The organism is Pseudarthrobacter sp. As-47 (assembly GCF_058215595.1).
Map to the genome: position 1 here is coordinate 4,372,783 of NZ_CM177088.1, position 22,052 is coordinate 4,394,834.

The 22,052-nt window shown below is 66.3% G+C and carries 21 protein-coding genes; 8 read left to right on the forward strand and 13 right to left on the reverse strand.

The window, feature by feature from the left end; genetic code table 11:
* Positions 1-5: 5 nt before the first annotated feature.
* The 7 genes from AC4BCK_RS20230 to AC4BCK_RS20260 all read right to left on the reverse strand — a co-directional run bounded on the left by AC4BCK_RS20230 (position 6) and on the right by AC4BCK_RS20260 (position 8,944).
* Positions 6-623 (reverse strand): phosphatase PAP2 family protein, encoded by a 618-nt coding sequence (locus tag AC4BCK_RS20230; protein WP_174177830.1) that lies wholly within the window; start codon positions 621-623, stop codon positions 6-8.
* Positions 624-632: 9 nt separating this feature from the next.
* Entirely contained in the window at positions 633-2,120 is a 1,488-nt protein-coding gene (locus AC4BCK_RS20235; RefSeq protein ID WP_400583700.1) for a dihydrolipoamide acetyltransferase family protein, read from the reverse strand.
* Between the two features lie 21 nt (positions 2,121-2,141).
* Positions 2,142-3,122: an alpha-ketoacid dehydrogenase subunit beta gene (locus AC4BCK_RS20240; RefSeq protein ID WP_174177685.1), complete on the reverse strand. Its 981-nt coding sequence runs from the start codon at positions 3,120-3,122 to the stop codon at positions 2,142-2,144.
* Positions 3,119-4,357 carry a pyruvate dehydrogenase (acetyl-transferring) E1 component subunit alpha gene (gene pdhA / locus AC4BCK_RS20245; protein WP_310113001.1) on the reverse strand — a complete coding sequence of 413 codons (1,239 nt, stop codon included), beginning with the start codon at positions 4,355-4,357 and terminating at the stop codon, positions 3,119-3,121. Before pdhA ends, AC4BCK_RS20240 begins: the two co-directional genes overlap by 4 nt.
* Positions 4,358-4,506: 149 nt before the next feature.
* Positions 4,507-5,625: a histidinol-phosphate transaminase gene (locus tag AC4BCK_RS20250; RefSeq protein ID WP_490566401.1), complete on the reverse strand. Its 1,119-nt coding sequence runs from the start codon at positions 5,623-5,625 to the stop codon at positions 4,507-4,509.
* A gap of 59 nt (positions 5,626-5,684) precedes the next feature.
* Entirely contained in the window at positions 5,685-7,571 is a 1,887-nt protein-coding gene (locus AC4BCK_RS20255; RefSeq protein WP_364409138.1) for a pectinesterase family protein, read from the reverse strand.
* Positions 7,571-8,944, reverse strand: coding sequence for a pectate lyase family protein (locus AC4BCK_RS20260; RefSeq protein ID WP_490566402.1), 1,374 nt, complete (start codon positions 8,942-8,944; stop codon positions 7,571-7,573). The genes AC4BCK_RS20255 and AC4BCK_RS20260 overlap by 1 nt, the downstream gene beginning before the upstream one ends.
* Before the next feature lie 273 nt (positions 8,945-9,217).
* Between AC4BCK_RS20260 and AC4BCK_RS20265 the strand changes: the two genes are divergently transcribed.
* Positions 9,218-9,643 (forward strand): phage holin family protein, encoded by a 426-nt coding sequence (locus tag AC4BCK_RS20265; protein WP_174177695.1) that lies wholly within the window; start codon positions 9,218-9,220, stop codon positions 9,641-9,643.
* Between the two features lie 9 nt (positions 9,644-9,652).
* On the opposite strand, the gene AC4BCK_RS20270 is transcribed toward AC4BCK_RS20265, so the two are convergent.
* On the reverse strand, positions 9,653-11,023 hold the full coding sequence (locus AC4BCK_RS20270; RefSeq protein ID WP_174177697.1) for an alpha/beta hydrolase family protein: 1,371 nt from the start codon (positions 11,021-11,023) through the stop codon (positions 9,653-9,655).
* Entirely contained in the window at positions 11,024-11,326 is a 303-nt protein-coding gene (locus tag AC4BCK_RS20275; RefSeq protein WP_490566403.1) for a hypothetical protein, read from the reverse strand. It abuts the gene before it with no gap.
* A 239-nt stretch (positions 11,327-11,565) separates the two neighbouring features.
* On the opposite strand from AC4BCK_RS20275, the gene purB reads away from it, so the two are divergent.
* Together purB and AC4BCK_RS20285 are read left to right on the forward strand one after the other, a co-directional pair.
* Positions 11,566-13,008 carry an adenylosuccinate lyase gene (gene purB / locus AC4BCK_RS20280; protein WP_490566404.1) on the forward strand — a complete coding sequence of 481 codons (1,443 nt, stop codon included), beginning with the start codon at positions 11,566-11,568 and terminating at the stop codon, positions 13,006-13,008.
* Positions 13,009-13,125: 117 nt separating this feature from the next.
* Complete coding sequence (locus tag AC4BCK_RS20285) at positions 13,126-13,803, forward strand: histidine phosphatase family protein (RefSeq protein WP_363937403.1); 678 nt, start codon at positions 13,126-13,128, stop codon at positions 13,801-13,803.
* Here AC4BCK_RS20285 and AC4BCK_RS20290 read toward each other — a convergent pair.
* The 3 genes from AC4BCK_RS20290 to AC4BCK_RS20300 form a co-directional block, all read right to left on the reverse strand.
* Entirely contained in the window at positions 13,800-14,726 is a 927-nt protein-coding gene (locus AC4BCK_RS20290) for a serine/threonine-protein kinase (RefSeq protein WP_174177705.1), read from the reverse strand. The two genes, AC4BCK_RS20285 and AC4BCK_RS20290, sit on opposite strands and share 4 nt — an antisense overlap.
* Positions 14,723-15,004 carry a hypothetical protein gene (locus AC4BCK_RS20295; protein WP_363958691.1) on the reverse strand — a complete coding sequence of 94 codons (282 nt, stop codon included), beginning with the start codon at positions 15,002-15,004 and terminating at the stop codon, positions 14,723-14,725. The genes AC4BCK_RS20290 and AC4BCK_RS20295 overlap by 4 nt, the downstream gene beginning before the upstream one ends.
* 116 nt (positions 15,005-15,120) lie before the next feature.
* Positions 15,121-15,633, reverse strand: coding sequence for a MarR family winged helix-turn-helix transcriptional regulator (locus tag AC4BCK_RS20300; protein ID WP_174177707.1), 513 nt, complete (start codon positions 15,631-15,633; stop codon positions 15,121-15,123).
* 154 nt (positions 15,634-15,787) lie between these two features.
* On the opposite strand from AC4BCK_RS20300, the gene AC4BCK_RS20305 reads away from it, so the two are divergent.
* From AC4BCK_RS20305 to AC4BCK_RS20325, 5 genes are all read left to right on the forward strand, one after another.
* Entirely contained in the window at positions 15,788-16,291 is a 504-nt protein-coding gene (locus AC4BCK_RS20305; RefSeq protein ID WP_490566405.1) for a GNAT family N-acetyltransferase, read from the forward strand.
* Positions 16,292-16,364: 73 nt separating this feature from the next.
* Positions 16,365-16,805, forward strand: coding sequence for an acyl-CoA thioesterase (locus tag AC4BCK_RS20310; protein ID WP_174177711.1), 441 nt, complete (start codon positions 16,365-16,367; stop codon positions 16,803-16,805).
* A 176-nt stretch (positions 16,806-16,981) separates the two neighbouring features.
* On the forward strand, positions 16,982-18,058 hold the full coding sequence (locus tag AC4BCK_RS20315) for an extracellular solute-binding protein (RefSeq protein WP_490566406.1): 1,077 nt from the start codon (positions 16,982-16,984) through the stop codon (positions 18,056-18,058).
* A 44-nt stretch (positions 18,059-18,102) separates the two neighbouring features.
* Positions 18,103-19,170: an ABC transporter ATP-binding protein gene (locus AC4BCK_RS20320; RefSeq protein ID WP_490566407.1), complete on the forward strand. Its 1,068-nt coding sequence runs from the start codon at positions 18,103-18,105 to the stop codon at positions 19,168-19,170.
* Positions 19,167-20,987 (forward strand): ABC transporter permease, encoded by a 1,821-nt coding sequence (locus AC4BCK_RS20325; protein WP_490566408.1) that lies wholly within the window; start codon positions 19,167-19,169, stop codon positions 20,985-20,987. Before AC4BCK_RS20320 ends, AC4BCK_RS20325 begins: the two co-directional genes overlap by 4 nt.
* On the opposite strand, the gene AC4BCK_RS20330 is transcribed toward AC4BCK_RS20325, so the two are convergent.
* A complete protein-coding gene (locus AC4BCK_RS20330) occupies positions 20,988-22,043 on the reverse strand; it encodes an FAD-dependent monooxygenase (protein ID WP_251424416.1) in 1,056 nt (351 codons plus the stop codon). It abuts the gene before it with no gap.
* Positions 22,044-22,052 lie beyond the last annotated feature (9 nt).

Below are 22,052 nucleotides of genomic sequence, written 5' to 3' on the forward strand. Positions count from 1 at the left end.
CCGGGCTAAGCCACCATCCGGCCCTGGAGGGCGAACCAGATCCCGGCCATCACCACGCCGCCGAAGAGCGAACCGGCGACCACCTGCGCAACGGTGTGGGCGCGCAGCACCACCCTGGACCAGCCGACGGCAGGCACCAGGAGCAGCAGCGGGAGCCACGCCGGACCAAGCATGAGCACGCTGATCACTGCCGCCGAGGACATCGCCGCCGCATGCCCGCTGATCTTCCAGAACGGGCTGACTGCCGCCAGCACCACCACCCCTGCCACCACGGCGAGGACCATCACCACCACACTTTGCGGGGCGCCCGCTGCCGCCAGCACCAGGAGCCCGGCCAGGATGGAAGCCAGCGCCATCAGCAGCACGGGGGCACGCTGACGACGGTCGCTGACATGGTGGTCAGTGACTTTCCCCAGCCGGACGAGCATCAGCAGCAGGAACAGCGGAAGCACGCAGACGAACAGGGCTGCCAGCGCACCGTACCCCACTGTTCCGGGAAAGCCCGGCTGCGTTATGGGACTGATCAGCAGCTGGATGCTGACCACCACGGGCGGCTGGAAGGCCTCCGTCACCCATCGCGCGGCCCTGTTCTTCGCGCGGAGGGTGCTGCCGCTGATTGCCAGTGTCCTGTCCTAGTCGAGGAGGAGCGCGGGCTCCTCTAGGATGGCGGCGACGTCGGCCATGAAGCGGGCGGACAGGTCGCCGTCCACCACCCGGTGGTCGAACGATCCGCCCAGCGTGGTGATCCAGCGCGGGATCACTTCCCCGTCAAGGACCCACGGCTTCTGCTTGATGGTTCCGAAGGCCACGATGGCAACCTCGCCGGGGTTGATGATGGGTGTGCCGGTATCGATCCCCAGGGCTCCGATGTTGGTGATGGTCAGCGTGCCGCCCTGCATCTCGGCGGGCTTCGTCTTTCCGGACCGGGCCGTAACGGCCAGGTTGTTGAGCGCCAGTGCCAGTTCCTTCAGGGAAAGGTCCTGGGCGTTCTTGATGTTCGGCACCATCAGCCCCCGCGGCGTGGCTGCCGCAATGCCCAGGTTCATGTAGTGCTTGACCTGGATTTCCGCGCCGTCGGTTCCGTCGGCGTTGTCCACCCACGTGGCATTGACGCTGGGGTTCCGGGCAGCGGCCCAGATGACTGCCTTGGCGAGGATGAGCAGAGGTGAAACCTTGATGCCCTCGAAGTCCCGGGACGCCTTGAGCCTTTTGACGAACTCCATGGTGCGGCTGGCGTCCACGTCCACGAAGATGCTGACGTGCGGTGCCGCGAACGCGGAATCCACCATGGCCTTTGCGGTGGCTTTCCGGACGCCCTTGACGGGAATGCGCTCGATGCGCTGGTCCTGCGGCTTGCCCGCCTTGCCCCAGAACCCGTCCGCCTTGTCCAGTTCCGCGTCCCGCTGGGCCTGGTAGCTCACCAGGTCCTCGCGGGTCACCTCGCCGCGGGATCCGGTGGCCACCACGTCTGCCAGGTCGATGCCCAGGTCGCGGGCGATCTTGCGGACGGGGGGCTTTGCGAGCACGCGGCTGACCAGCCCGGTGATGGTGCCTCCCAGGGTGGGACGGTTGTCGACGTCGGCGCCCGGGCTTGTTGCCGGGCCCGGGTCCTGGGTCACTTCGGCCGGCGAATGGGGCTGGACGGGCTCCACCTCCGGAGCGTTGCGCGAAAGGGAGGAGGAGGGGGACGTCTTCCGCGGCCGGCGCTTGACGGCGTCAGCCTTGGGGCCGGAGCCCACCAGGGGCCCGCCTGCCAGGGCACTTTCCGCGGCCTGCGCACTGTCTGCCGTGCCGCCGTCGGACGCTGGAAGCTTGCCGTAGAGCGGCTGCGCAGGAGCCTCAGGCGCGCGGACATCCGCCGGGGTGGGGTCTCCGGACACGTTGTCGCTGACGCTGATGATGGCGGTGCCCACGTCGATGGTCACCCCTTCCGGGACCAGCAGTTCAGTGACGGTCCCGGCGAAGGGCGAGGGAAGTTCCACGAGGGACTTGGCCGTCTCGATCTCGCAGAGGACGTCGTTGATGGCGACGGCGTCGCCCGGCTTGACCTTCCAGGAGACGATCTCGGCCTCGGTGAGCCCTTCGCCGACGTCAGGCAGGTTGAACTTGTTGAGAGTCATGGTGTCCTCGGTTGGGAAGCCTCAGTAGGAAAGGGCGCGGTCCAGCGCCTCCAGGATGCGGTCGATGTCCGGAAGGTAGTCTTCCTCCACCTTGGCAACGGGGTAGGGCATGTGGAAGCCGCCTACCCGGATGACCGGCGCCTCGAGCGAGTGGAAGGCCCGCTCGCTGATCCGGGCGGCGATTTCACCGCCGATTCCGCCGAAGGTGGGCGCCTCGTGGGCCACCACCAGCCGCCCGGTTTTCTGCACGGAGGCTGCGACAGTGTCGAAGTCCAGCGGGGAAATGGACCGCAGGTCGATCACCTCCACGCTGCGGCCGTCCTCTTCCGCGGCGTTCGCGGCCGCCAGCGCGACCGGCACCAAGGGGCCGTATGCCACGACGGTGGCGTCCGTCCCCTCGCGGAGGACGTGGGCCTTGAATGGATCCTCTGCCCGGCCCGGCGCGGCGGTGTCCACCTCGCCCTTGAGCCAGTAGCGGCGCTTGGGCTCGAAAATGATGACGGGATCCTGGCACTCCACGGCCTGCTGGACCATCCAGTAGGCGTCATGCGCGTTGGAGGGGGTGATGATGCGCAGGCCGGCAGTGTGGGCGAACAGTGCCTCCGGCGATTCGGAGTGGTGCTCAACGGAACCGATGCCGCCACCGTAGGGGATGCGGATGACTACCGGGACGGTGAGGTTGCCATTGCTGCGCGCGTGCATCTTGGCCAGCTGCGTGGTGATCTGGTTGAAGCCGGGGAAGACAAACCCGTCGAACTGGATTTCGCAAACCGGCCGGTACCCCCGGAGCGCAAGGCCGATGGCAGTTCCGATGATTCCCGATTCAGCCAGCGGCGTGTCCACCACCCGGTCGGGGCCGAACTCGCCGATCAGGCCGTCCGTGACGCGGTAGACCCCGCCCAGCGGACCAATGTCCTCCCCCATCAGCAGGGACTTTGGATTGCTGGCGAGTGTCTCGCGAAGGCCCTCGTTGATGGCCTTGGCAATGGTCATGGTTGTCATTCGTGGCCTGCCTTTGCTGCGGGCTGTCCGGAAGGTTCGGCCGGCAGGTCTCCGCCTTCGAATCCTGCCGTGTATTCCTCAAACCATGCGAGCTCCTCCGCCACCAGGGGATGCGCCTCGGCGTAGGTGTTGGCGAAGGCGGAGCGGATGTCCGGGGTTTCAAGGTCATGGGTGGTGCGGCGGACGTACGCGGCGAGTTCGTCGCCGTCGGCCTTCACTTTCGCGAAGAACGCGTCGTCGGCCAGGCCTTCGGCGCGCAGGTACTTTTCAACTCGGGCCAGGGGATCCTTTGCCCGCCACGCGTCTTCCTCTGCGGAGTGGCGGTACTTTGTGGGGTCGTCCGCGGTGGTGTGGGCGCCCACCCGGTAGGTGAAGGCCTCGATCAGGACAGGGCCCTTGCCCTGGCGGGCGTGTTCCAGGGCCCATTCGGTGACGGCGTGGACCGCGATGACGTCGTTGCCGTCCACCCTGATCCCCGGGAAGCCGTAGCCCTTGGCGCGGTTGGACAGCGGCACGCGGGTCTGGACATTGGTGGGGACGGAGATGGCCCAGTGGTTGTTCTGGCAGAAGAACACCACGGGCGCGTTGTAGGAGGAGGCGAAGACCATTGACTCGTGGACGTCCCCCTCGGAGCTGGCCCCGTCACCGAAGTAGGCGATGACCGCGGCTTCCTCCCCGCTGCCCTGCGCTGCCGCCAATTTCTGGTCGCGCTGGATGCCCATCGCATAGCCGACGGCGTGGAGCGTCTGGGCGGCCAGGACCAGGGTGTAGAGGTGGAAGTTCGTGTCCTTGGGGTTCCAGCCGCCGTTCGACACTCCGCGGAACTGCCGGAGGAGTTCGGCGAGGTCCACGTTGCGGGTGTAGGCGACGCCGTGCTCACGGTAGGTGGGGAAGATGTAGTCCTGGGGCCGGCTGGCCCTGCCGGAGCCGATCTGTGCGGCCTCCTGGCCGGTCAGCGGGACCCAAAGCGCGAGCTGTCCCTGCCGCTGCAGCGCAGTGGCTTCCACGTCGAAGCGCCGGATGGCCGCCATGTCCGCGTAAAGGCCTCGAAGAACCTCCGGGGTAACCTTCTCCGCGTACCCGGTGAAGACGGGGTCGAAGCCCAGCTTCCCGTCGGGGCCCAGGAGCTGGACCATCTGCGCGGGGGGCTCGCCCATGACCGCCTCGGCATCAGCCTCACGCTGGTCGTCTACCGCTGTTCCGTCGAACTCGGTGGAAGGCAGATGTGTGCCCATACCGTCTCCTCGCTTGCCGCATGCGGATGCAGTGCAATGTCGCTGGGATATATGCCTCAAGAGGAATAGATTCCCGGCGCGGCATATATATTGCTTTACTGATCCTAACTTTATCTTCAGTAGGTACGCGCCGAGCTACTTGTTAAGCGCTAGGAACCCCGTGGCGCGTTTGTATATTTCGCACACAGCTGGAGGAACCTGGTGTTGGCGTCCACCTCGCCGATGCTCACCCGCACCCCTTCGCCGGGGAACGCCCGCACTGACAGCGCCTGGGTGCCCGCAAGTTCAGCAAATCCGGCACTGTGTTCGCCCAGGTCCAGCCATACGAAGTTCCCCTGCGCGTCAGGAACAGCCCAGCCAAGGCTCCGCAGCCCCGCCGTGACACGCTCGCGTTCCTCCACCAGGCTTTGTACCCTTTCTACAACCTGGGGGTAGTTCTGCAGCGAAACAATCGCGGCCGTCTCGGCAATCTGGGACACGGCAAAGGGGGTGGCTGCCACCCTGATGTGCTGCGTCAGGACGGGGCTGGACACGCTGTAGCCGACCCTGAGCCCGGCCAGGCCGTGTGCCTTCGAGAACGTCCGGAGCACCACCACATTGGGAAATTTGCGGTACATGGCAAGCCCGTCCACGGCATCTTCAGACCTGACGAATTCCTGGTAGGCCTCATCGATTACCACCACCACGTGCGGTGGGACGCGCCTGATGAATTCCTCTGTTTCGGCAGTGCCCAGGACGGGTCCGGTGGGATTGTTGGGCGTGCACAGGAGGACCATTCTGGTCCGGGCGGTCACGGCTGCCGCCATGGCCCGGAGGTCATGCCTGCCATCGGCAGTAACGGGAACGCGCACGCTTTCGGCCCCGGAGAGTCCCACGCTGATGGGGTACGCCTCGAAGGAGCGCCAGGCGTAGACCACTTCGTCCGGCGTGCCGTCGTCGTTCCGTCCGGCAAACGTGGCGAGCAGCTGGTTCAGTGCGCCCAGGCTGCCCGCGCCAGTGACAATATCCTCGGCGGGCACGCCCAGAAAGCCGGACAACTCCGCGCGCAGCCTCCTGCTGAGCGGATCAGGGTACCGGTTGAAGTCGGTCTGGTGCGCTATGGCATCAAGGACGGAAGGAAGCGGGGGCAGCGGGTTTTCATTGGAGGACAGCTTGTAGCTGGCCATCCCGTCAACGGCGGCGGGCGGCTTCCCAGCGGCATAGCGGGGCAGGCGGGCCACCACGGGACGGGGCTGGACACCACCCGTGAGGGTCTCAGAAGACGTCATGCAGACCAGCCTACTTCCCGTGCTGCAGGAGGGAAGCAGGCTGGTCGCACACTGTTGGCCTAGGTGCCGGACGGTGCCGCGGCGCTGTCCGCCCTGGTGCCCGCCAGCTGCGGCGCCCAGCCGTCCGTGCCGCGCAGGTAGGCCTCCAGCGTGTACTCCCCGGCCACGGCCGGGTCGAGCTGGGGCCGCGTGGGGGTGACCCGGGATCCCGGACCGTTGTTGTTGAGTTCGTGGAAGCGCGCTTCCTGCCAGGAGAATCCGCTCATGTCCGTCCAGGGCTGACCGGAGATGTGGGCGCCCAGCCAGGAGTCCCTGATGAGCACCTGGGCAACCGCCTCCACGTCGCCGCTCGGGTGCCAGGGACGGCCCAGGTGGACGGTGCCTGCCGCGGCATCCGAGACGAACCGGCAGCCCGTGAACAGGTAGCCGTGTTTGATCTGGATGTTGAGGCTGCCGGCCGACACGTAGCCGTTGTTGCTGTCAGATCCCCGGTCCAGGGACCGGATCTCGCAGCCGGAAAACACCGCCGTACCCCGGCCGAAGATGAAGTCCACGTCCCCTTCTACGTAGCAGTCGCTGAAGAAGAACCGTGACTGCACTCCCCGGGCAAGCGAATCAACCAGCAGGGTGTCCTGGTTTCCCAGGCACCGGACATTGCGCAGGACCGCCCGATCGCCCGTCAGGAAGAGCGCCACCGCCTGCCGGTTCTTCATCTCCTGGTTGGCGGCTTCGTCGAAGTCGTTGCTGAACGTGAGGTTCGCCGCCGTGAAATCCGCCCCGTCAATCCGCACGCTGGCGCTTCCGCCCGTGCCATAAGGTCCGGTGCCGTCAGGCTTTGCGGTGCCAGAGGCATTGTTGTAAGCCAGCACAACATCCTCTGCCCTCTCGCCCAAACCGATGAACGAGATCCTGGGTTTGTTGGCCGGCACCCTGATGAGTTCCCGGTAGGTTCCGGGAGCGATGCGTATCTGGGTGCGGTGGGTGCTTCCGGCCGGTACGGCGTCCACGGCTGCCTGCACGGTCCGGAACACGGATGCTGCCCCGACCTCCAGGACCACGGGCTTGTCGACGGGACGTTCGCTGGGCCAGTGGATTCCGCCGAGGGGGTCCAGTTGGGCATCAACATGCTGGAAGTATCCCGGCGGGACTGCCTGCAGCGCCTGCAGCTCCGAGGCCACCAGCCGGGCCACGGCAAGGGCGCCTTCCGCCTGGAAGTGGGTGTTGTCCGCCACGCCCTCCGGGTACTGCGGAAATTGGCCGGGCGACGCGTAGAGGAAGCGCGACTTTGTCCCTTCTGGGCCGAGCTTCTGCCACAGGTCCTTGGAGGAAGCGGTGAGATCCACGAGGGGCGTCCCCGTCGCGGCGGCAAGCTCCCGGACAGCCTGGGGGTAGGCGCCGTGCGAATCCTGGGCAACGCCGAGGGCGCTGAACCGGCGGCGCTCCACAGGCGTGACCAGCACGGCTTTCGCGCCGCGGACCCTGGCACTGTCGATGTACTTCTGCAGGTATTCCTTGAACGTGGTCTGGGGGTCGGTGCCTCTGGCCGGATCCTGGACCTTCTCGTCATTGTGTCCGAAGGAAATCAGCAGGTAATCCCCTGGCTGGAGCATTGCCGCCACCTCATCGAGGAGGCCGGCGTCGGCGAAACTCTTGGACGACGCGCCCGACCATGCGTAGTCGAACACCCCTGCCTGCGGCCCCAGCAGCAGGGGGAGCGCCTGGCCCCAGCCTGCGCGGGGCCGTTCCGACTGCTGGTAGGCCGACGAGGTTGAGTCCCCCACCACGAAGATCACCGGACGGGTCCGGCCCTGCGGGGACGCATTGGCGGGGCGGACGGCGGCCTGCGAGCGCGCAGCGCCCGGTCCGGAGATTACCGCCGCGGCCGTCGCTGCTCCTGCCGCAACAGCAGCCAGGATTGAACGGCGGCTGGGCTTGAGGCGTCGCATCAGTTGGCCTCCCCAGCCGTAAAGACGGGCCCGACGGCGTCCGCGAGAAGGGCGGGAACGGCCTGGGCGGCGTTCACATGGGTCCGCAGCACCGGCGTCCAGCTGTCATCGGCACCCAGCTGACGGTCCGCCGGAGCAGCTGCGTTGTAGGCTGCCCGCAGATCGACGATTTTGCCGTTGACCGCGTTTCCGGTGGTGGCGATGGCCTTGCCCTTGAAATAGGCGATAAGCGAGGCGACGGGGGTACCTGCGGGAAGGGTAAAGGCGTTGGCCTCAGCGTAGAGGTGCGATTCCACCCCTGCCCCGAAGGTATATCCGTAGGGGACCTCAGAGTCAGCGGAGGCCTTGAAGTGGTTGTTGTAGACGTCCACCTGGCCGTAGCGGACCCGCGGTGCCCGCTGGCCCACGTTCTCAAACACGTTGTGGTGGATTGTTACGCGCAGCTTGCCGGCGTCACCCCGGTTGGTGGAATCCGTGGATCCGATGAGCAGGAGCTTGTCATGGTCGGAGAACCGGTTGTAGGACATGGTGACGAGGTCCGAGCCGTTGGTGACGTCAACCGCTCCGTCATGGACCTGGTAGGGCCGGCCGAAGTAGCTGGGCTGGGCGCTGTCCAGGTTGGGGGCGTCGGTGAAGTGGGAATGGTCAACCCAGACGTTGGTGGAACCGTTGATGATCTGCAGCAGGTCATACTCACTGTTCCAGTTGCCGGTGGCGCCGTCGGTCGGATCCCAGGCCGGAAAGCAGTCTGCCGCATCGCGCACGGTGAGGTTCCGGAAAATCACGTTCCCGGCGCGGTTGATCCGCAGTGCTGCACCCGTGATGCTGCTGTCCGGGCCAGCGCCCACAATGGTGGTGTTGCTCGGGATGTCCCAGCGGATGGTGGCGGCCTGCTTGGCCGCTGCTGCGCGCCGCGCAGTTTCCTGGGCGCCCTCAGGTTCCCTGGTTGTCCCATACCGGGCGGGATCGAAATCATAAAGGTACTGCGCCAGGGAATAGCCGGTGCCGCTGGCATAGTCTTCACAGCTGAGCGGAGAGCCGCTCGCGTCCACGTTGGCCGCGATGTCCCCGTGGACCCGGATGACCTTCGGGTCCGTGCCGCCACTTGCGAAGGCGGCCAGGAGTTCGGTTTTGCTGGAAACGTCGTACACGCGGTCCGCGCCGGCGGCGGACCCGCCGGTGGTGCCGGCACCCGCCGCCGCCCAACCGTCGTTTTCCGGCAGTACTTGGCGTTCGAGCGGCTGCCGGGCGGTCTGGGCTGTTGGGTCCGCCTGCGGCGCGGGCGATGCCAACGCGGGGGCTGGTGCTGCGAGCAGTGAAACGGCAAGGGCCGCCACCACGGACACGGGTGTTAGGGGCTTCTTGTGACGCATGATCTCTCTTCCTCCATTGGAATGAACCACGCTTCGGCACAGGCGACGGCCTGCACGTCGGAAAGCGATTTCTCTACTATGAGAAACCGCTTTCTGAATGTCAAGGCCTTAGTTGATCCTTGACAAAATGAATTGCAGCGTTGTCACAGTGGCATGCAAGCGTGTGACAGTCGCTGCGGGAGGGTGCGTGCGCAGGGCCGACTCCAGCCGACGCCCCGAGGGGACAGCCGTCTCCTGCACCTGGCTCACAGGCAGGTGTGAAAACATGGGCGCATGCTCTCTTTCATTGGCCGCGTCCTCATCAACGGGTTGGCACTGTGGATTGCAAGCTGGATCCTTCCCGGGTTGGAAATCTCCACAGCGGCAACAACAGACGCGGTAGCCCAGACGGGTGTCTCGCAGGGAACGGACGTGGCCGGAACGGCTTTGGCGTATGTGTTCATCGGCCTGATTTTTGGCTTGGTGAATGCGTTCATCCGCCCGCTGGTGAGCTTCCTGTCCCTTCCGATCACCATCCTCACGCTGGGCCTCTTCACCATCGTCATCAGTGCCGCCATGCTGTACCTGACCTCCTGGATCAGCAGTTTCACACCGGTGCACTTCACCATCGATTCGTTCTTCTGGACGGCCGTGTTCGCTGCCATCATCATCACCCTGATCTCGCTGGTGGCCGGCCGGATTACCGGAGTGCGCCGCTAACAGGCCTGCCTACCGCCCGCCATGCCCGCGTTCCCGCCGGCGGAGGTCCGCGGCGTGGAGATGTGACGCAGGCGCCGGTGTCCGTGCCAGGGAAAACCGCATGGCCGTTGCCGCGCCCCCGGCGCCGAGGACAGCACCCAGCGCGGCAGTGGACTGCACCAGCGACGGATCGGAGCTTGCTGACACCAGCCGGGCGCCGTCCTGGTAAGTAGTGAGGGTGTGGCCGGTGCCGAGGCCGCCCTCCCCGTCCACTGCCCTGGGGGCATGGCCCATGGACACGGTCACACGGCCCTTCGTGTCCGGATTGGGTGCACCGTCGGAGCCCGGCACCCAGTCTGCGCGATGCTCGAGGTGAAGAGACTGCACTCCCGGCGCGGCGTTGATCCCGGCGACAGGGGAACCCGCCGTCAGGACGTACCGCAGGTCGTATTGCCGGAGAAACCGGGGATCTGCAGCCAAATTCATGGCGTGAATCCCACCTTGGCTGTATCCCACGGCAACCACCGGGTCTCCCTGCCCGGCACCTGCGGCATTCAAAGCCTGCAGGGCCGCAATGTTCATTTCGTCCGAGCCGTAGAGCATCGCCTCACCCACCCCCACCTCGTCAAGGGGATTGGCACCGCCGGCGCCCAATAGTTCGGGCTGCGTGCCTGGAATCACCACAACATAGGCACTTTCTCCTCCCACCTGGACCTGGATGACCTCGATGAATCCCGGGCCACGGGCATCGATGAGGCGGATGCGCTCCAGCAGGCCGGCCGGGGAGGAGTCGAGATCAACGGAAACCGTCTCTTGGCGGTCCAGGACGAGGGGACGGTTGAACGCGCCTGCGTCCTCCAGCACCTCCCACGGCCAGGGTTCCCTTTCAATGCGCATCTTCACTCCCTGGGCGTCGAGTCCGAGGGACGCGACGAGTGTTTCCATCGTCCTCTCGTCAGCGGCGCCTGTGATTGACGCATTCACAAGGGCATTGCCGAGGTCTCCAATACTCATCATCCCCAAGGACCGCTCCATGGCTGCCCTCGCCTCCGCCATTTCGTACTCCTGCCTGCACGCCCGGACCTGGCTGCTGATGCGCTGGAGTTCGGTCCGCACGGCCTGGAGGCTCCGTTCTGACTCGCCCACCGCGCTCAGGGCCATGGTCCCGGTCCACCGGGGCTGGTCCTGGAACGGAATGAGCTCTTCCCAAATGCGGCGGGCCTCGGCCTCCACCCCAGCAAGCCGTCCCGCCAGGGCATCCACTTTTTCCGCGCCCGCGGCCAGCTCCTCCAGCTGGAAGCTGATGCCGCCCACCCCGCCCCGGATTGTGAGGGGGCCGTCCTGTTCCGGGCCGGTGACCCGGACAGGGCCGCCGGTGCCGGACGGCGTCGCCTCGGCCATCTAGAACCTGCCGCCGTATGAGCAGCCGGCAACCAGGGTCTCGCGGCTGTGCCGTTCCACGGCCGCCTTTGCTTCCATCAATGATTCGAGGGAGCGCCGCAGGGCCGCCGCCTGCAGAGCCACGGTGTCCCGGTAGGCCCGCCCTGCCGGCGACTCCCACTGCAGGAGCTGGATGTCCCTGAATCCCGCAAGCACTTCCTCTCCCCGAACCACGCAGGCCGCCACACGGGCAGCCAGCTGGTCCATCTGGGAAACCCGGTGCAAGTCGGCCTGCAGGTCCGCCCCTGCCAGCTCACTGCTCACCCTTCCGCCCCACGGACGCCCCGCACCGCCCCCACAATTCGAGTTCCCATCCCGCAACCGTCCCTTCCATGCCGCCCCACTTCCGTAGCGCCCGCCAGGACACACCGCCCGGCCCTCTTCCCTGCCCCGACGCTACGGAAGGACTGTCCCGGGCTGTAGGGCCGCCGTCGGCTATGTGGACAAGTAACGTGGATGGCCGCCGCTTAAGGGGCCGCCGGAGTTCGTGAAAGAATCAGCACATGCCTGAAACTGCCGCCACAGCTGACACCCGTACGCCCTCAGGACGCCTGGCCCTTGCCGCGTCCCCGGAAAAGATCGCGCTCGGCCCGCTGGACGGCCGCTACCAGTCAGCCGTCGCGCCCCTGGTGGACTACCTGTCCGAGGCGGCCCTCAACCGTGACCGTGTTGCTGTGGAAGTTGAATGGCTGATCCACCTCACCAGCAACAACGTCCTTCCAGGCGCCGGGCCGCTGACCGCCGCACAGCAGGACCAGCTGCGGGCCATCGTGACCGAATTCGACGCCGGCTCAGTGGCCGAACTCGCGGACATCGAAGCCGTCACGGTCCACGACGTCAAGGCTGTGGAGTACTACATCGGCCGCCGCCTGCCGGCTATCGGCATCGAAAACCTGACCGCGATGGTCCACTTCGGCTGCACCTCCGAGGACATCAACAACCTGTCCTATGCGCTGGGCGTCAAGGGCGCCGTGGAGGACGTGTGGCTGCCGGCCGCACGCTCGCTGGTAGCCCAGATCAGCGCAATGGCCGAGGAAAACCGCGCGGTCCCCATGCTGTCCCGCACGCACGGCCAGCCCGCCACGCCCACCACGCTGGGCAAGGAACTTGCGGTCATCGCGCACCGGCTCACCCGCCAGCTGGACCGGATCGAGAAGACTGAATACCTGGGCAAGATCAACGGCGCCACCGGCACCTACGCCGCCCACGTGGCGTCCGTGCCCGGCGCTGACTGGCAGCAGGTCTCCAAGTCCTTCGTGGAGGGACTGGGCCTGACCTGGAACCCGCTCACCACCCAGATCGAGAGCCACGACTGGCAGGCGGAACTGTACGCCGACGTCGCCCGCTTCAACCGGATCCTGCACAACGTCTGCACGGATATCTGGAGCTACATCTCGATCGGCTACTTCGCCCAGATCCCGGTTGCGGGCGCCACCGGCTCCTCCACCATGCCGCACAAGGTGAACCCGATCCGCTTCGAGAACGCGGAGGCCAACCTCGAAATCTCGTGCGGACTGCTGGACGTCCTGGGGTCCACGCTGGTGACTTCCCGCTGGCAGCGGGACCTCACCGACTCCTCCAGCCAGCGCAATATCGGCGTGGCATTCGGCCACTCACTGCTGGCAATCTCGAACGTTGCCAAGGGCCTGGAGCGCCTGGACGTGGCTGAGGATGTGCTGGCCGGAGACCTGGACACCAACTGGGAAGTCCTGGGTGAAGCCATCCAGATGGTCATGCGCGCAGAGGCGATCGCCGGCGTCGAAGGCATGGAAAACCCCTACGAACGCCTCAAGGACCTCACCCGCGGCCAGCGGGTGGACGCCGCCCGCATGCAGGAATTCGTACAGAGCCTCGGCCTGTCACCAGAAGCCGAGGCCCGGCTTCTGGCGCTGACGCCCGGCAAGTACACCGGCATCGCGGACCAGCTGGTGGACCACCTCAAGTAGCTCCCGCTGCAGTACCGCGGATGGCAGTAGAGTACGACGGCGGCGCCGGGCTCCCAAGGGGCCCGGCGCCTTCCGGTGCGGGTCATCCAACCGTGCCGGAAGTGCGAGACTGGAAGCATGAAGTTGCTGCTCATCCGCCACGGACAAACCCCCGGTAACGTGCTCGGCCAGCTGGACACTGAGCACCCGGGGCCCGGCCTCACAGAACTGGGCGAACGCCAGGCCGAGGCGATGGCCCGCTCGCTGGCGAACGAACCCATCGGCGCCCTGTATGCGTCCACACTGATCAGGACCCAGATCACCGCTGCACCGCTGGGCCGGTTGCATAGCCTGGAGGTCGAGGTGCTGGACGGCCTGCACGAGATCGAAGCCGGGTCCCTGGAGAAGCTCACGGACGAGGAGTCCCACAAGCGATACATGGGAACTGTCTTCTCCTGGGCGGCGGGGGACCTGGACCGGAGGATGCCTGCCGGCCCTGACGGCCATACCTTCTTTGACCGCTTTGACGCCGCCATCCGCCGGGTGGTGGAGCGGGCGCTCGACCAGCGGCACGAGGCGGCGGCCGTCGTGAGCCATGGCGCTGCCATCCGGACCTGGGCGGGGCGCCGGGCGGAGGACGCGGACCATGAGTTCGCGGCACGGCATGTGCTGGCCAATACCGGGATCGTGGCGCTGGAAGGCGACCCGGACCGCGGCTGGAAACTGCTCCACTGGGACGGCAGCCCGGTGGGCGGTCTCGCCCTGGCCGATCCCACCGCGGAAGACCCCACCGGGCAGGACACCGCCGGGTCTTAGGTCAGCTGCCGGATCCGGCGGGCGGGAAAAACCGCCATTCTGCGGCAGGGACTGCTGGCCTGATCGACGGGTACGGGCATGAGCCGCGCGGCCATGCCCGCGGCCTCCGCCGCCGTCGGCCTTCCCGCACTGTCCATAGCGGTCAGAGACCGGATGAAGGAAGACCAGCCGGGACCCAAGGAATCCGGCACCTGGGGACTGCGGAGGGTCCTGGCCACGAGCGACTCGATGGCCGTCCCGGGAAACGCCTTGGATCCGGTGAGGAGCTCCAGGAGCACCAGACCCATAGCGTAGACGTCCCAGGAAGGACGAACGGGTCCTCCCGAGGCCTGCTCGGGGCTCATGTAGTGCACAGTTCCTGATGAGACACCCGGTTCCGCAGGTGAGCCTGCGGCCGCGACGATGCCGAAGTCGACAATGCGCACCGGGCTCCGCCGCAGGCCGCTCAGCATCAGGTTGGCGGGTTTGATGTCCCGGTGGACCAGCCCTTCTCCGTGAAGGTGGGCCAGGGCTTCGAAGAGCCCGCGCGCCCAGCCGGCGACGGCGTCGGGATGGTGCCGGCTGTTGCGGACCGCCTCCGAAAGGCTCGGGCCCAGGGCGAGCTCCTCCACCAGGAACGGCCGCCCCGCCAGCGGTGTTCCGGCGGGGACAACACCCAGTCCGATAAACCTGACAATCGAAGGGTGGCTGAGGGCGGCCAGGACCGCGGCCTCATTGCTGATCCTCTCGAAATGCTTCGCGGAGTCGTCAACTGCCACTTTGACGGCCACATCCGGGCCGCCGTCAAGGTCGGCGGCCCGGAAAACCTGGGCCAGCGTGCCGCGGCCCAGGAGGTCCCTGAGCTGGTAGCGGCCCGCCACCACGGGCCCGCCCAGGGCGTGCTCGCCTGGTGGCTGCCTGTGCGCCGGGGAGGGGGCGCTCATGCGGAGAGGGCCGCGGTGTTCGGCAGGTCCACAGCGGTTCCGGCCTGGAATGCGCGGGCATAAGGGGAGCGGATCCACGCGTCCAGCTGGAAGCCGCAACCGCAGCGCCACACGGGCGGGAGCTGGACGGGACCGCCATCCTCAGGTTCGAACGAGTAGACGACGGCGGCTGGCCCCACAGCGGGAGTAACCAGGTCCATAGCGGTTCCGCAATGGAAGGCGGCGCCGCTGCCCGCGCCGTCCGACGGCCACTGCGTGCTGGACGCAGGGCTCGTCACAGAAGACTCCAAGGGCAAAAGCTCAGTAAAGGTAACCAACACGCTCACGACTCCGGAGGTAAATGTTCGGGATTATTCGTAAGCATACATATTGCTAGTCAATCTAGCTAGTCAGGCTAGATACTTTTTTCGTCCGGGTGTGATTTCTGGAGCGCTTCGGTCATCCGGCCCAGGAACTCCACCACAACCCGCGCCTCGTCCGCCGAGAGGCCCTCGGCTACCGCCATCATTTCGCGGTGCATATTGCCAAGGGTCAGGCGCACCTCCCTGTCGGACTCGACGGTGGGGACCACAATGACGGAACGCCTGTCGGTGGGGTGGGCCTCGCGGCGGACATGCCCGCTGGCCACGAGCCGGTCGATAAGGGATGTGGTGGAAGCGCTGGTGATGCCGAGGAACTGGCTGATGTCCTTGGGCACGACGGACTTTCCGGAGGCCTGCACCCGCAGCAGGTAGCGAAGGGCCAGAATATCCGTCTCCCCCATTCCCATGGAGTCACGGGTGGAGCGGCGGACCGCCGTTTCAGCGGTCCGGTAGTCCCGCAGGGACTTCAACACCGCGGCGCTGTAATCCAACTGACCGTCGGGCCCGTACCAATACCCGGAACCCTCATTACCCGTAGAACGCATGCAATCATATTAGACCAGCTGATAACTAGGCAGCCAAGTAACTTGCAGGAGGCGGGTCGCGATGCGTTCTCCGGGAACTAACCGGCAGGAAACACCGGCGTAACCGCCCCCTCCTAGCCTAGGTTTGCATAACCCTTCGGCGAAGCGAGGCAGAATGCAGACCAACCCGCGGTTGAACATCAGGCAGGTGCCCTGGCCAAACCCCGTAGGCGCTGACCTGAGGCGCGCGCAGCAGGCCGAACTCGACGCCCGCTTCGGTACCCCTGACCACGAACCCGGCCCGCCGCCGTCGAGCGCGGACTGTGCCGTCTTCCTGGTGGCCTACGACAAAGGCTCGGGCCAGCCCGTGGGGTGCGGCGGGCTGCGGATGATCGACGCCACCACCGCGGAGATCAAGCGCCTGTACGTCCTCCCCTACACCCGCGGCTCAGGCGTGGCCAGCTCGATACTGGCGTCCCTCGAGGCAGAAGCGTTCAAGCTTGGTTACACGCGCATCAAGGCCGAAGCGGGATCTGCCCAGCCGGACGGCCGGAACTTCTACGAAAACTCGGGATTTGAGGCCGTTCCCAACTTTGGGCCCTACATTGGGGTGGCGCACTCGTACTGCTACGCCAAGAGCATCAATGCCCGCAGCGCCGCCCAGACCGCCATGGCCTAGGCCGGCGTCCCGTCACCCGGGGCGGACGTCGTCACAGTGGGTGCCGCTGCAGCGCCTCGGCTAACCTCGCCCTATGGAAACAGCAGACATCACCTTCCGCACCCGCAAGTGGGTCCGGCCCGAGGACCTGAACGCAAACGGGACGCTGTTCGGCGGCAGCCTGCTGAAGTGGATCGACGAGGAAGCGGCCATCTACGCGATCCTCCAGCTGGGTAACGGGCGCGCCGTCACGAAGTACATCTCGGAGATTAACTTTGTCAGCTCCGCGGTGCAGGGCGACCTGATCGAAATGGGGCTGACTGCCACGCGCTTCGGCCGGACATCCCTGACCATGCGCGCCGAGGTCCGCAACATGATTACCCGCCAGAGCATCCTCACCATCGAGGAAATCGTCTTCGTGAACCTCAGCCCGTCAGGGAGGCCGGAGCCGCACGGCTACACGGAAATCACCTACGACCGGGACAGGATCCCCACCCACCACCTGACGGAGACACTCACTGGAGACGCACAGTAACCGCTGACGCTTCACCGCCTGTTTACCCGCACGCCCCCGGCCGTTCCCTTGACTGGACCAGAGTAACCAGCCGGGCTGTTTATCGAATCGATAGCCATAACAGCCGTGAATTCCGCCTGCCCGGCGTTAGGCTTGCCGGACATGCTCCGATTCCAGTCCAGAAATGAGTCCAGATCGTGCGTACATTGAAGACTTTGGTTGCCGCCGCCGTCGCCGTCACCCTTCTTGCCGGATGCGGAGGAGGTGACGCATCGCCCGCGGCGTCAGGTGACGCCTCCTCAGCCCCGGCTGGCGGATCCGGGGACACCCTGGTGGTTTACACCAACTCCAACGGCGAGGGCCGCGGGGAATGGTGGACCGCCAAGGCCGCCGAGGCCGGCTTCAAGATCGAGATCGTCGGCGCGGGCGGTGCTGATGCCACCAACAAGCTGATCGCGGAGAAGAACAACCCGATCGCCGACGTCGCGTTCGGGCTCAACAACATGTACTTCTCGCAGATCCAGGCCGAGGACGCCCTGGAGGCCTACGAACCGTCGTGGGCGGGCGAGGTGGACAGGGAACTGGGCGACGGTGAAACATACTGGCCGCTGGTCAAGCAGGCCATCCTCCTCGGCTACAACTCGGACAAGATCCCGGCGGACAAAGCGCCGCAGGACTGGACCGACCTGTGGACCAAGGACGAGTTCAAGGACCGCTACGAGCGGGTAACCGGCCTGGGCACCGCCACGGCACAACTGGTCTTCGCCGGCATCCTCAGCCGCTACCAGGACGACTCCGGCGACCTTGGCGTCTCGGACGAAGGCTGGAAGCAGGTGGAGCAGTACTTCCAGAACGGCAGCCCCGCCGTTGCGAAGACCGACCTCTTTGCCCGGATCGCGTCCGGTGAAGTGGACATGGGCCAGATGCCGTCCTCGATCATCGCCGAGCGCGAAAAGTCCTTCAACGTCAACGTGGAAACAGTGGTCCCGTCCGTTGGCGTCCCGCTGGCCGTGGAACAGATCGCCCTGGTGAAGGGCACGGAAAAGAAGGAACAGGCCCAGAAGTTCATCGACTGGTTCGGCAGCGCCGAAGTGCAGGGCGAGTTTGCCCAGCAGTTCAACGCGATGCCGGTGAACAAGGAAGCCGAGGCCCAGGCCAATCCCGAGGTGGTGGACTTCTTCGCGGACCTCAAGCAGCAGGACATCGACTGGGAATTCGTGCAGGAAAACATGGGCGCCTGGGTGGAAAAGATCGAACTCGAGTACATGACGTAACCCGGCTCCGTCCACCCCGTTTCGATTCACCAGACAGGTTTGCCATGATCCGCTTGGACAACATCGAAGTTTCCTTTGGTGATTTCACCGCCATCCCGAGCCTTGACCTGCACGTACTCCCGGGGGAGTTCTTCACCCTCCTGGGGCCGTCCGGCTGCGGGAAGACGACGGCGCTGCGCACGCTGGCGGGCTTCATCCAGCCCTCCAGCGGCACAGTGCACGTTGACGGCAAGGACGTCACCCGGCTTCCCAGCGACAAGAGGCAGGTGGGCATGGTGTTCCAAAACTATGCCCTCTTCCCCAGCATGAGCGTGTGGGAAAACATCGCCTTCGGGCTGCGGGTCCGGAAGGAAAAACCTGCGGACAGCGACCGCCTGGTCCGGGACATTGCCCGGCGGGTGGAACTCAGCGATGAACAGCTGTCCAAGAACGTCGCTGAGCTGTCCGGCGGGCAGCAGCAGCGCGTGGCGGTGGCGAGGGCCCTGGTGCTGCGGCCCAAGATCCTCCTGCTGGACGAGCCGCTGTCCAACCTGGATGCCAAGCTGCGCCACCAGCTCCGCCGGCAGCTCAAGGACTTGCAGAGCGAGTTCGGGATCACCACGGTGTACGTCACCCACGACCAGGACGAGGCCCTGGCCATGAGCGACCGGGTAGCCGTGTTCAACAAGGGCGTGGTGGAGCAGGTGGGGACGCCGCAGGAGATCTACGACCATTCGGCCACGGAGTTCGTCTGCAACTTCATCGGGGACAGCTCGGCCCTAACGCCGGAGTTCGTAGCGGAGCTGAACCGGCTCTCAGGGGCGGGGCTCAGCCCGGACGCCAACTCCTACCTGCGGGTGGAAAAGGCGTCCTTGAGCCCCGCGCCTGAAGGAGGGGCCGCCGTCGGACTTCCCGGCACGGTGGTGTCCCGCACCTACCACGGCCTGCACAGCCGGTACGTGGTGCGCAGCCACGGCGCCGACATCCGCCTCCTGGTGAGGGAAGAAGGCGGCGCCCACCACGAACCCGGCACCGAAACCACTGTGTACCTGCAGCCTGCCCACGTTCTGCAGTACCACCCGGACACAGGCGCCGCCCTTCGGCAGCGGGACCCGGCAGCAGTCCTGCCATGAGCAGCACGGCGGTTCGCGCCATGGTCCGCTCCCCCTTCGTACTGATCGTGGGGGCCGTCCTGACCTGGTTCATCGCGGCATTCCTGGTCTGGCCCAACATCAACGTCCTGATCGCGACGTTCTTCCCGGACGGCAGCTTTTCCGGACGGGCCGCGGAAAAGCTCTTTTCGTCCCAGCGCGCCATGAAGGCGCTGGGCAACAGCTTCCTGCTGGCGGTGGCCTTGTCCATCACGGTGAACCTGGTGGGCGTGTTCATAGTCCTGGTGACGCACTACTTCCGGATCCGCGGTTCCGGGATCCTTTTCCTGGGGTATGCGTCCACCTTCATCTACGGTGGCATCGTCCTGGCTGCCGGATACAAGTTCATCTACGGGGACAAGGGAATTGTCACGTCCCTGCTGGTCAAGGTTTTTCCCGGCATGGACCCCGCGTGGTTCTCCGGTTTCTTCGCCGTCCTGGTAGTGATGACGTTCGCCACCACCACCAACCACATGCTGTTCGTGGCCAACGCCCTGAAAGGCGTTGACTACCAGACCATTGAAGCGGCCCGGAACCTGGGGGCGTCCACCTGGACCATCCTGCGGCGGATCGTGCTGCCGATGCTTAAGCCGACCCTGTTCGCCGTCACCATCCTGTCCTTCCTGACCGGGCTCGGCGCCCTGAGCGCTCCGCAGGTGCTCGGCGGACGCGACTTCCAGACCATCACCCCGATGATCCTGACGTTCACCAACAGCCCCACCTCGCGGGACCTTGCGGCGCTGCTGGCCGTGATCCTGGGCCTGGCCACCATCCTGATGCTCGCCGTGATGTCCCGGCTGGAAAAGGGCGGCACGTACTTTTCGGTGTCCAAGGTGTCCTCGGCGCTGCAGAAGCAGGACATCACCAACCCTGTGGCCAACGTGGTGGTCCACGCGGTGGCCTACCTGCTGTTTGCGGTGTACACGCTGCCGGTGGTGCTGATTGTGCTGTACTCCTTTGCCGACGGCGCCGCGATCCAGACGGGCGAGCTGGCGTTCGGCAGCCTTACGCTGGAGAACTACCAGCGGGTCCTGACCCAGCAGTCCGGGCTGCGGCCGTTCATCGTGAGCGTGGTGTACAGCGCCCTGGCGGCATTGATCGCCGTGGGCGGGCTCCTGTTTGTGGCCCGGCTGCTGCAGAAGTACAAGAACTGGGTTGCCTCGGTCTTCGAATACCTGCTCCACATTCCGTGGATCCTGCCGTCCGCGCTCCTGGCCCTGGGCCTCATCATCAGCTACGACCACCCCAATCCCCTGGTGGGCGGGGCAGTCCTCACCGGGACCACCGTGATCCTGCTGATCGCTTTTGTCACAGTCAAGATCCCGTTCACGCTGCGCATGCTCAAAGCGTCCTTCGCCTCGGTCAACTCCTCCTTGGAGGAGGCTGCGGCCATCATGGGCGCCAAGACCCTGTACGTCTTCCGGCGGATCCTCCTGCCGCTTGTGCTCCCGGCGGCCGCCGCCATCACGGCGCTGAACTTCAACAGCCTGCTGGACGACTACGACACCGCGATCTTCCTGGCCCACCCCCTGGTCCAGCCGCTGGGCCTGGTCATCAAGGCCAATACCGACGGCGCGGAGGGCGTTGACGGAGTCGCCAACACGTTCGTCTACACGGTGCTGCTGATGGTCATCACCGGTGTGACCATGTATCTCGTCTATGGCCGCTCCAGCCGGGAGCGGTCCCGGAAGAAGAAGCTGCCAGCCGTCCCGCCGGCCTCCCAGGTTCCCGGTCCGGGGCTTCCCGGAACGCCGGTGGCCGGGGAGGACGCCGCGCAGCCTGCAGCTCCCGTGCGCTGATCAGCCGGCGGAACCGCTGACGACGGCGGCGCGGGCGTTCCGCCGTCGGGCCAGCTTGAGGAGGCCGTCACGCAGCGGCTGGGCACCGTCCGCAAAGGCGACGCGCCCCATGGCAGAGGACGCCAGGCTGAGGGCGCGGGTCCTTGGCCGACGCTGCCGGTCGTAGGCACGCAGTGCGTGGCCTTCGGGCAGCGTGTTGAGGAGGTCAGCCAGTGTTACGGCATCCACCAGCGACTCGCAGGCGCCGCGCCCCAGGGTGGGCAGCATGGCGTGGGCGGCATCGCCGATGAGCACGTTCCGCCCGCGGACGTAGGAGCCAAGATGCGGAACTGTCCAGATCCGCTGGACCAGGCATGCTTCGGGCGTGGCTGCGGCCAGCGTGCGGCGGATGGCGGGCGCGTGGCTGGAATAGCGCTCCCGGGCGTATTCCAGGGCTGATGCTGCGTCAATTCCGTACGGGCCCATCGCGGACCGGTAGCTGGCCCACCAGAAGGACCCTCCCCGGGCGGCAGCCATGCCGAACAGGTCGCCGCGGCCCCAGTATTCGCCCACCTCGTCCTGGCTGACCGGAGCAGGCAGGGTCCCGCGGAGGGCGAGGTAGGGGGTGAGGCGGGCCTCCGTTCCGGCGCCCCAGACCTCCCGCCGGACTGCGCTGTGCACGCCGTCAGCACCGACCACCAGGCTGCCGTCGTCGGGAAGTGACCTGACGGTGCTGGTGATCCGGCGGACGGTTCCCGGGACGGCACCGTCCAGCAACCGCAGCAGGTCAGCCCGGGAAATGCCGAACATCTCCCCCGCGTTGACGGTGATCCAGGGCTCTCCCTGGGCGTCACGGACCGATCCGCTGCCGAGCACCGGGCTGACCGCCCGCGCCTCTTCAAGGACTCCCAGCCGCGCAAGGGCACGTTGGGCGTTGGGCCACATCCCCAGCGCGTGGCCCACGGCCGGCAGCCCAGGCCGTTTCTCGTACAGCGTCACCTGGAACCGGCTGTGGTCCAGGGCGGCGGCCAGCGCCAGGCCGGCAATGCCGCCGCCAACAATCGAGATTGTGTCCATGCACGTAAT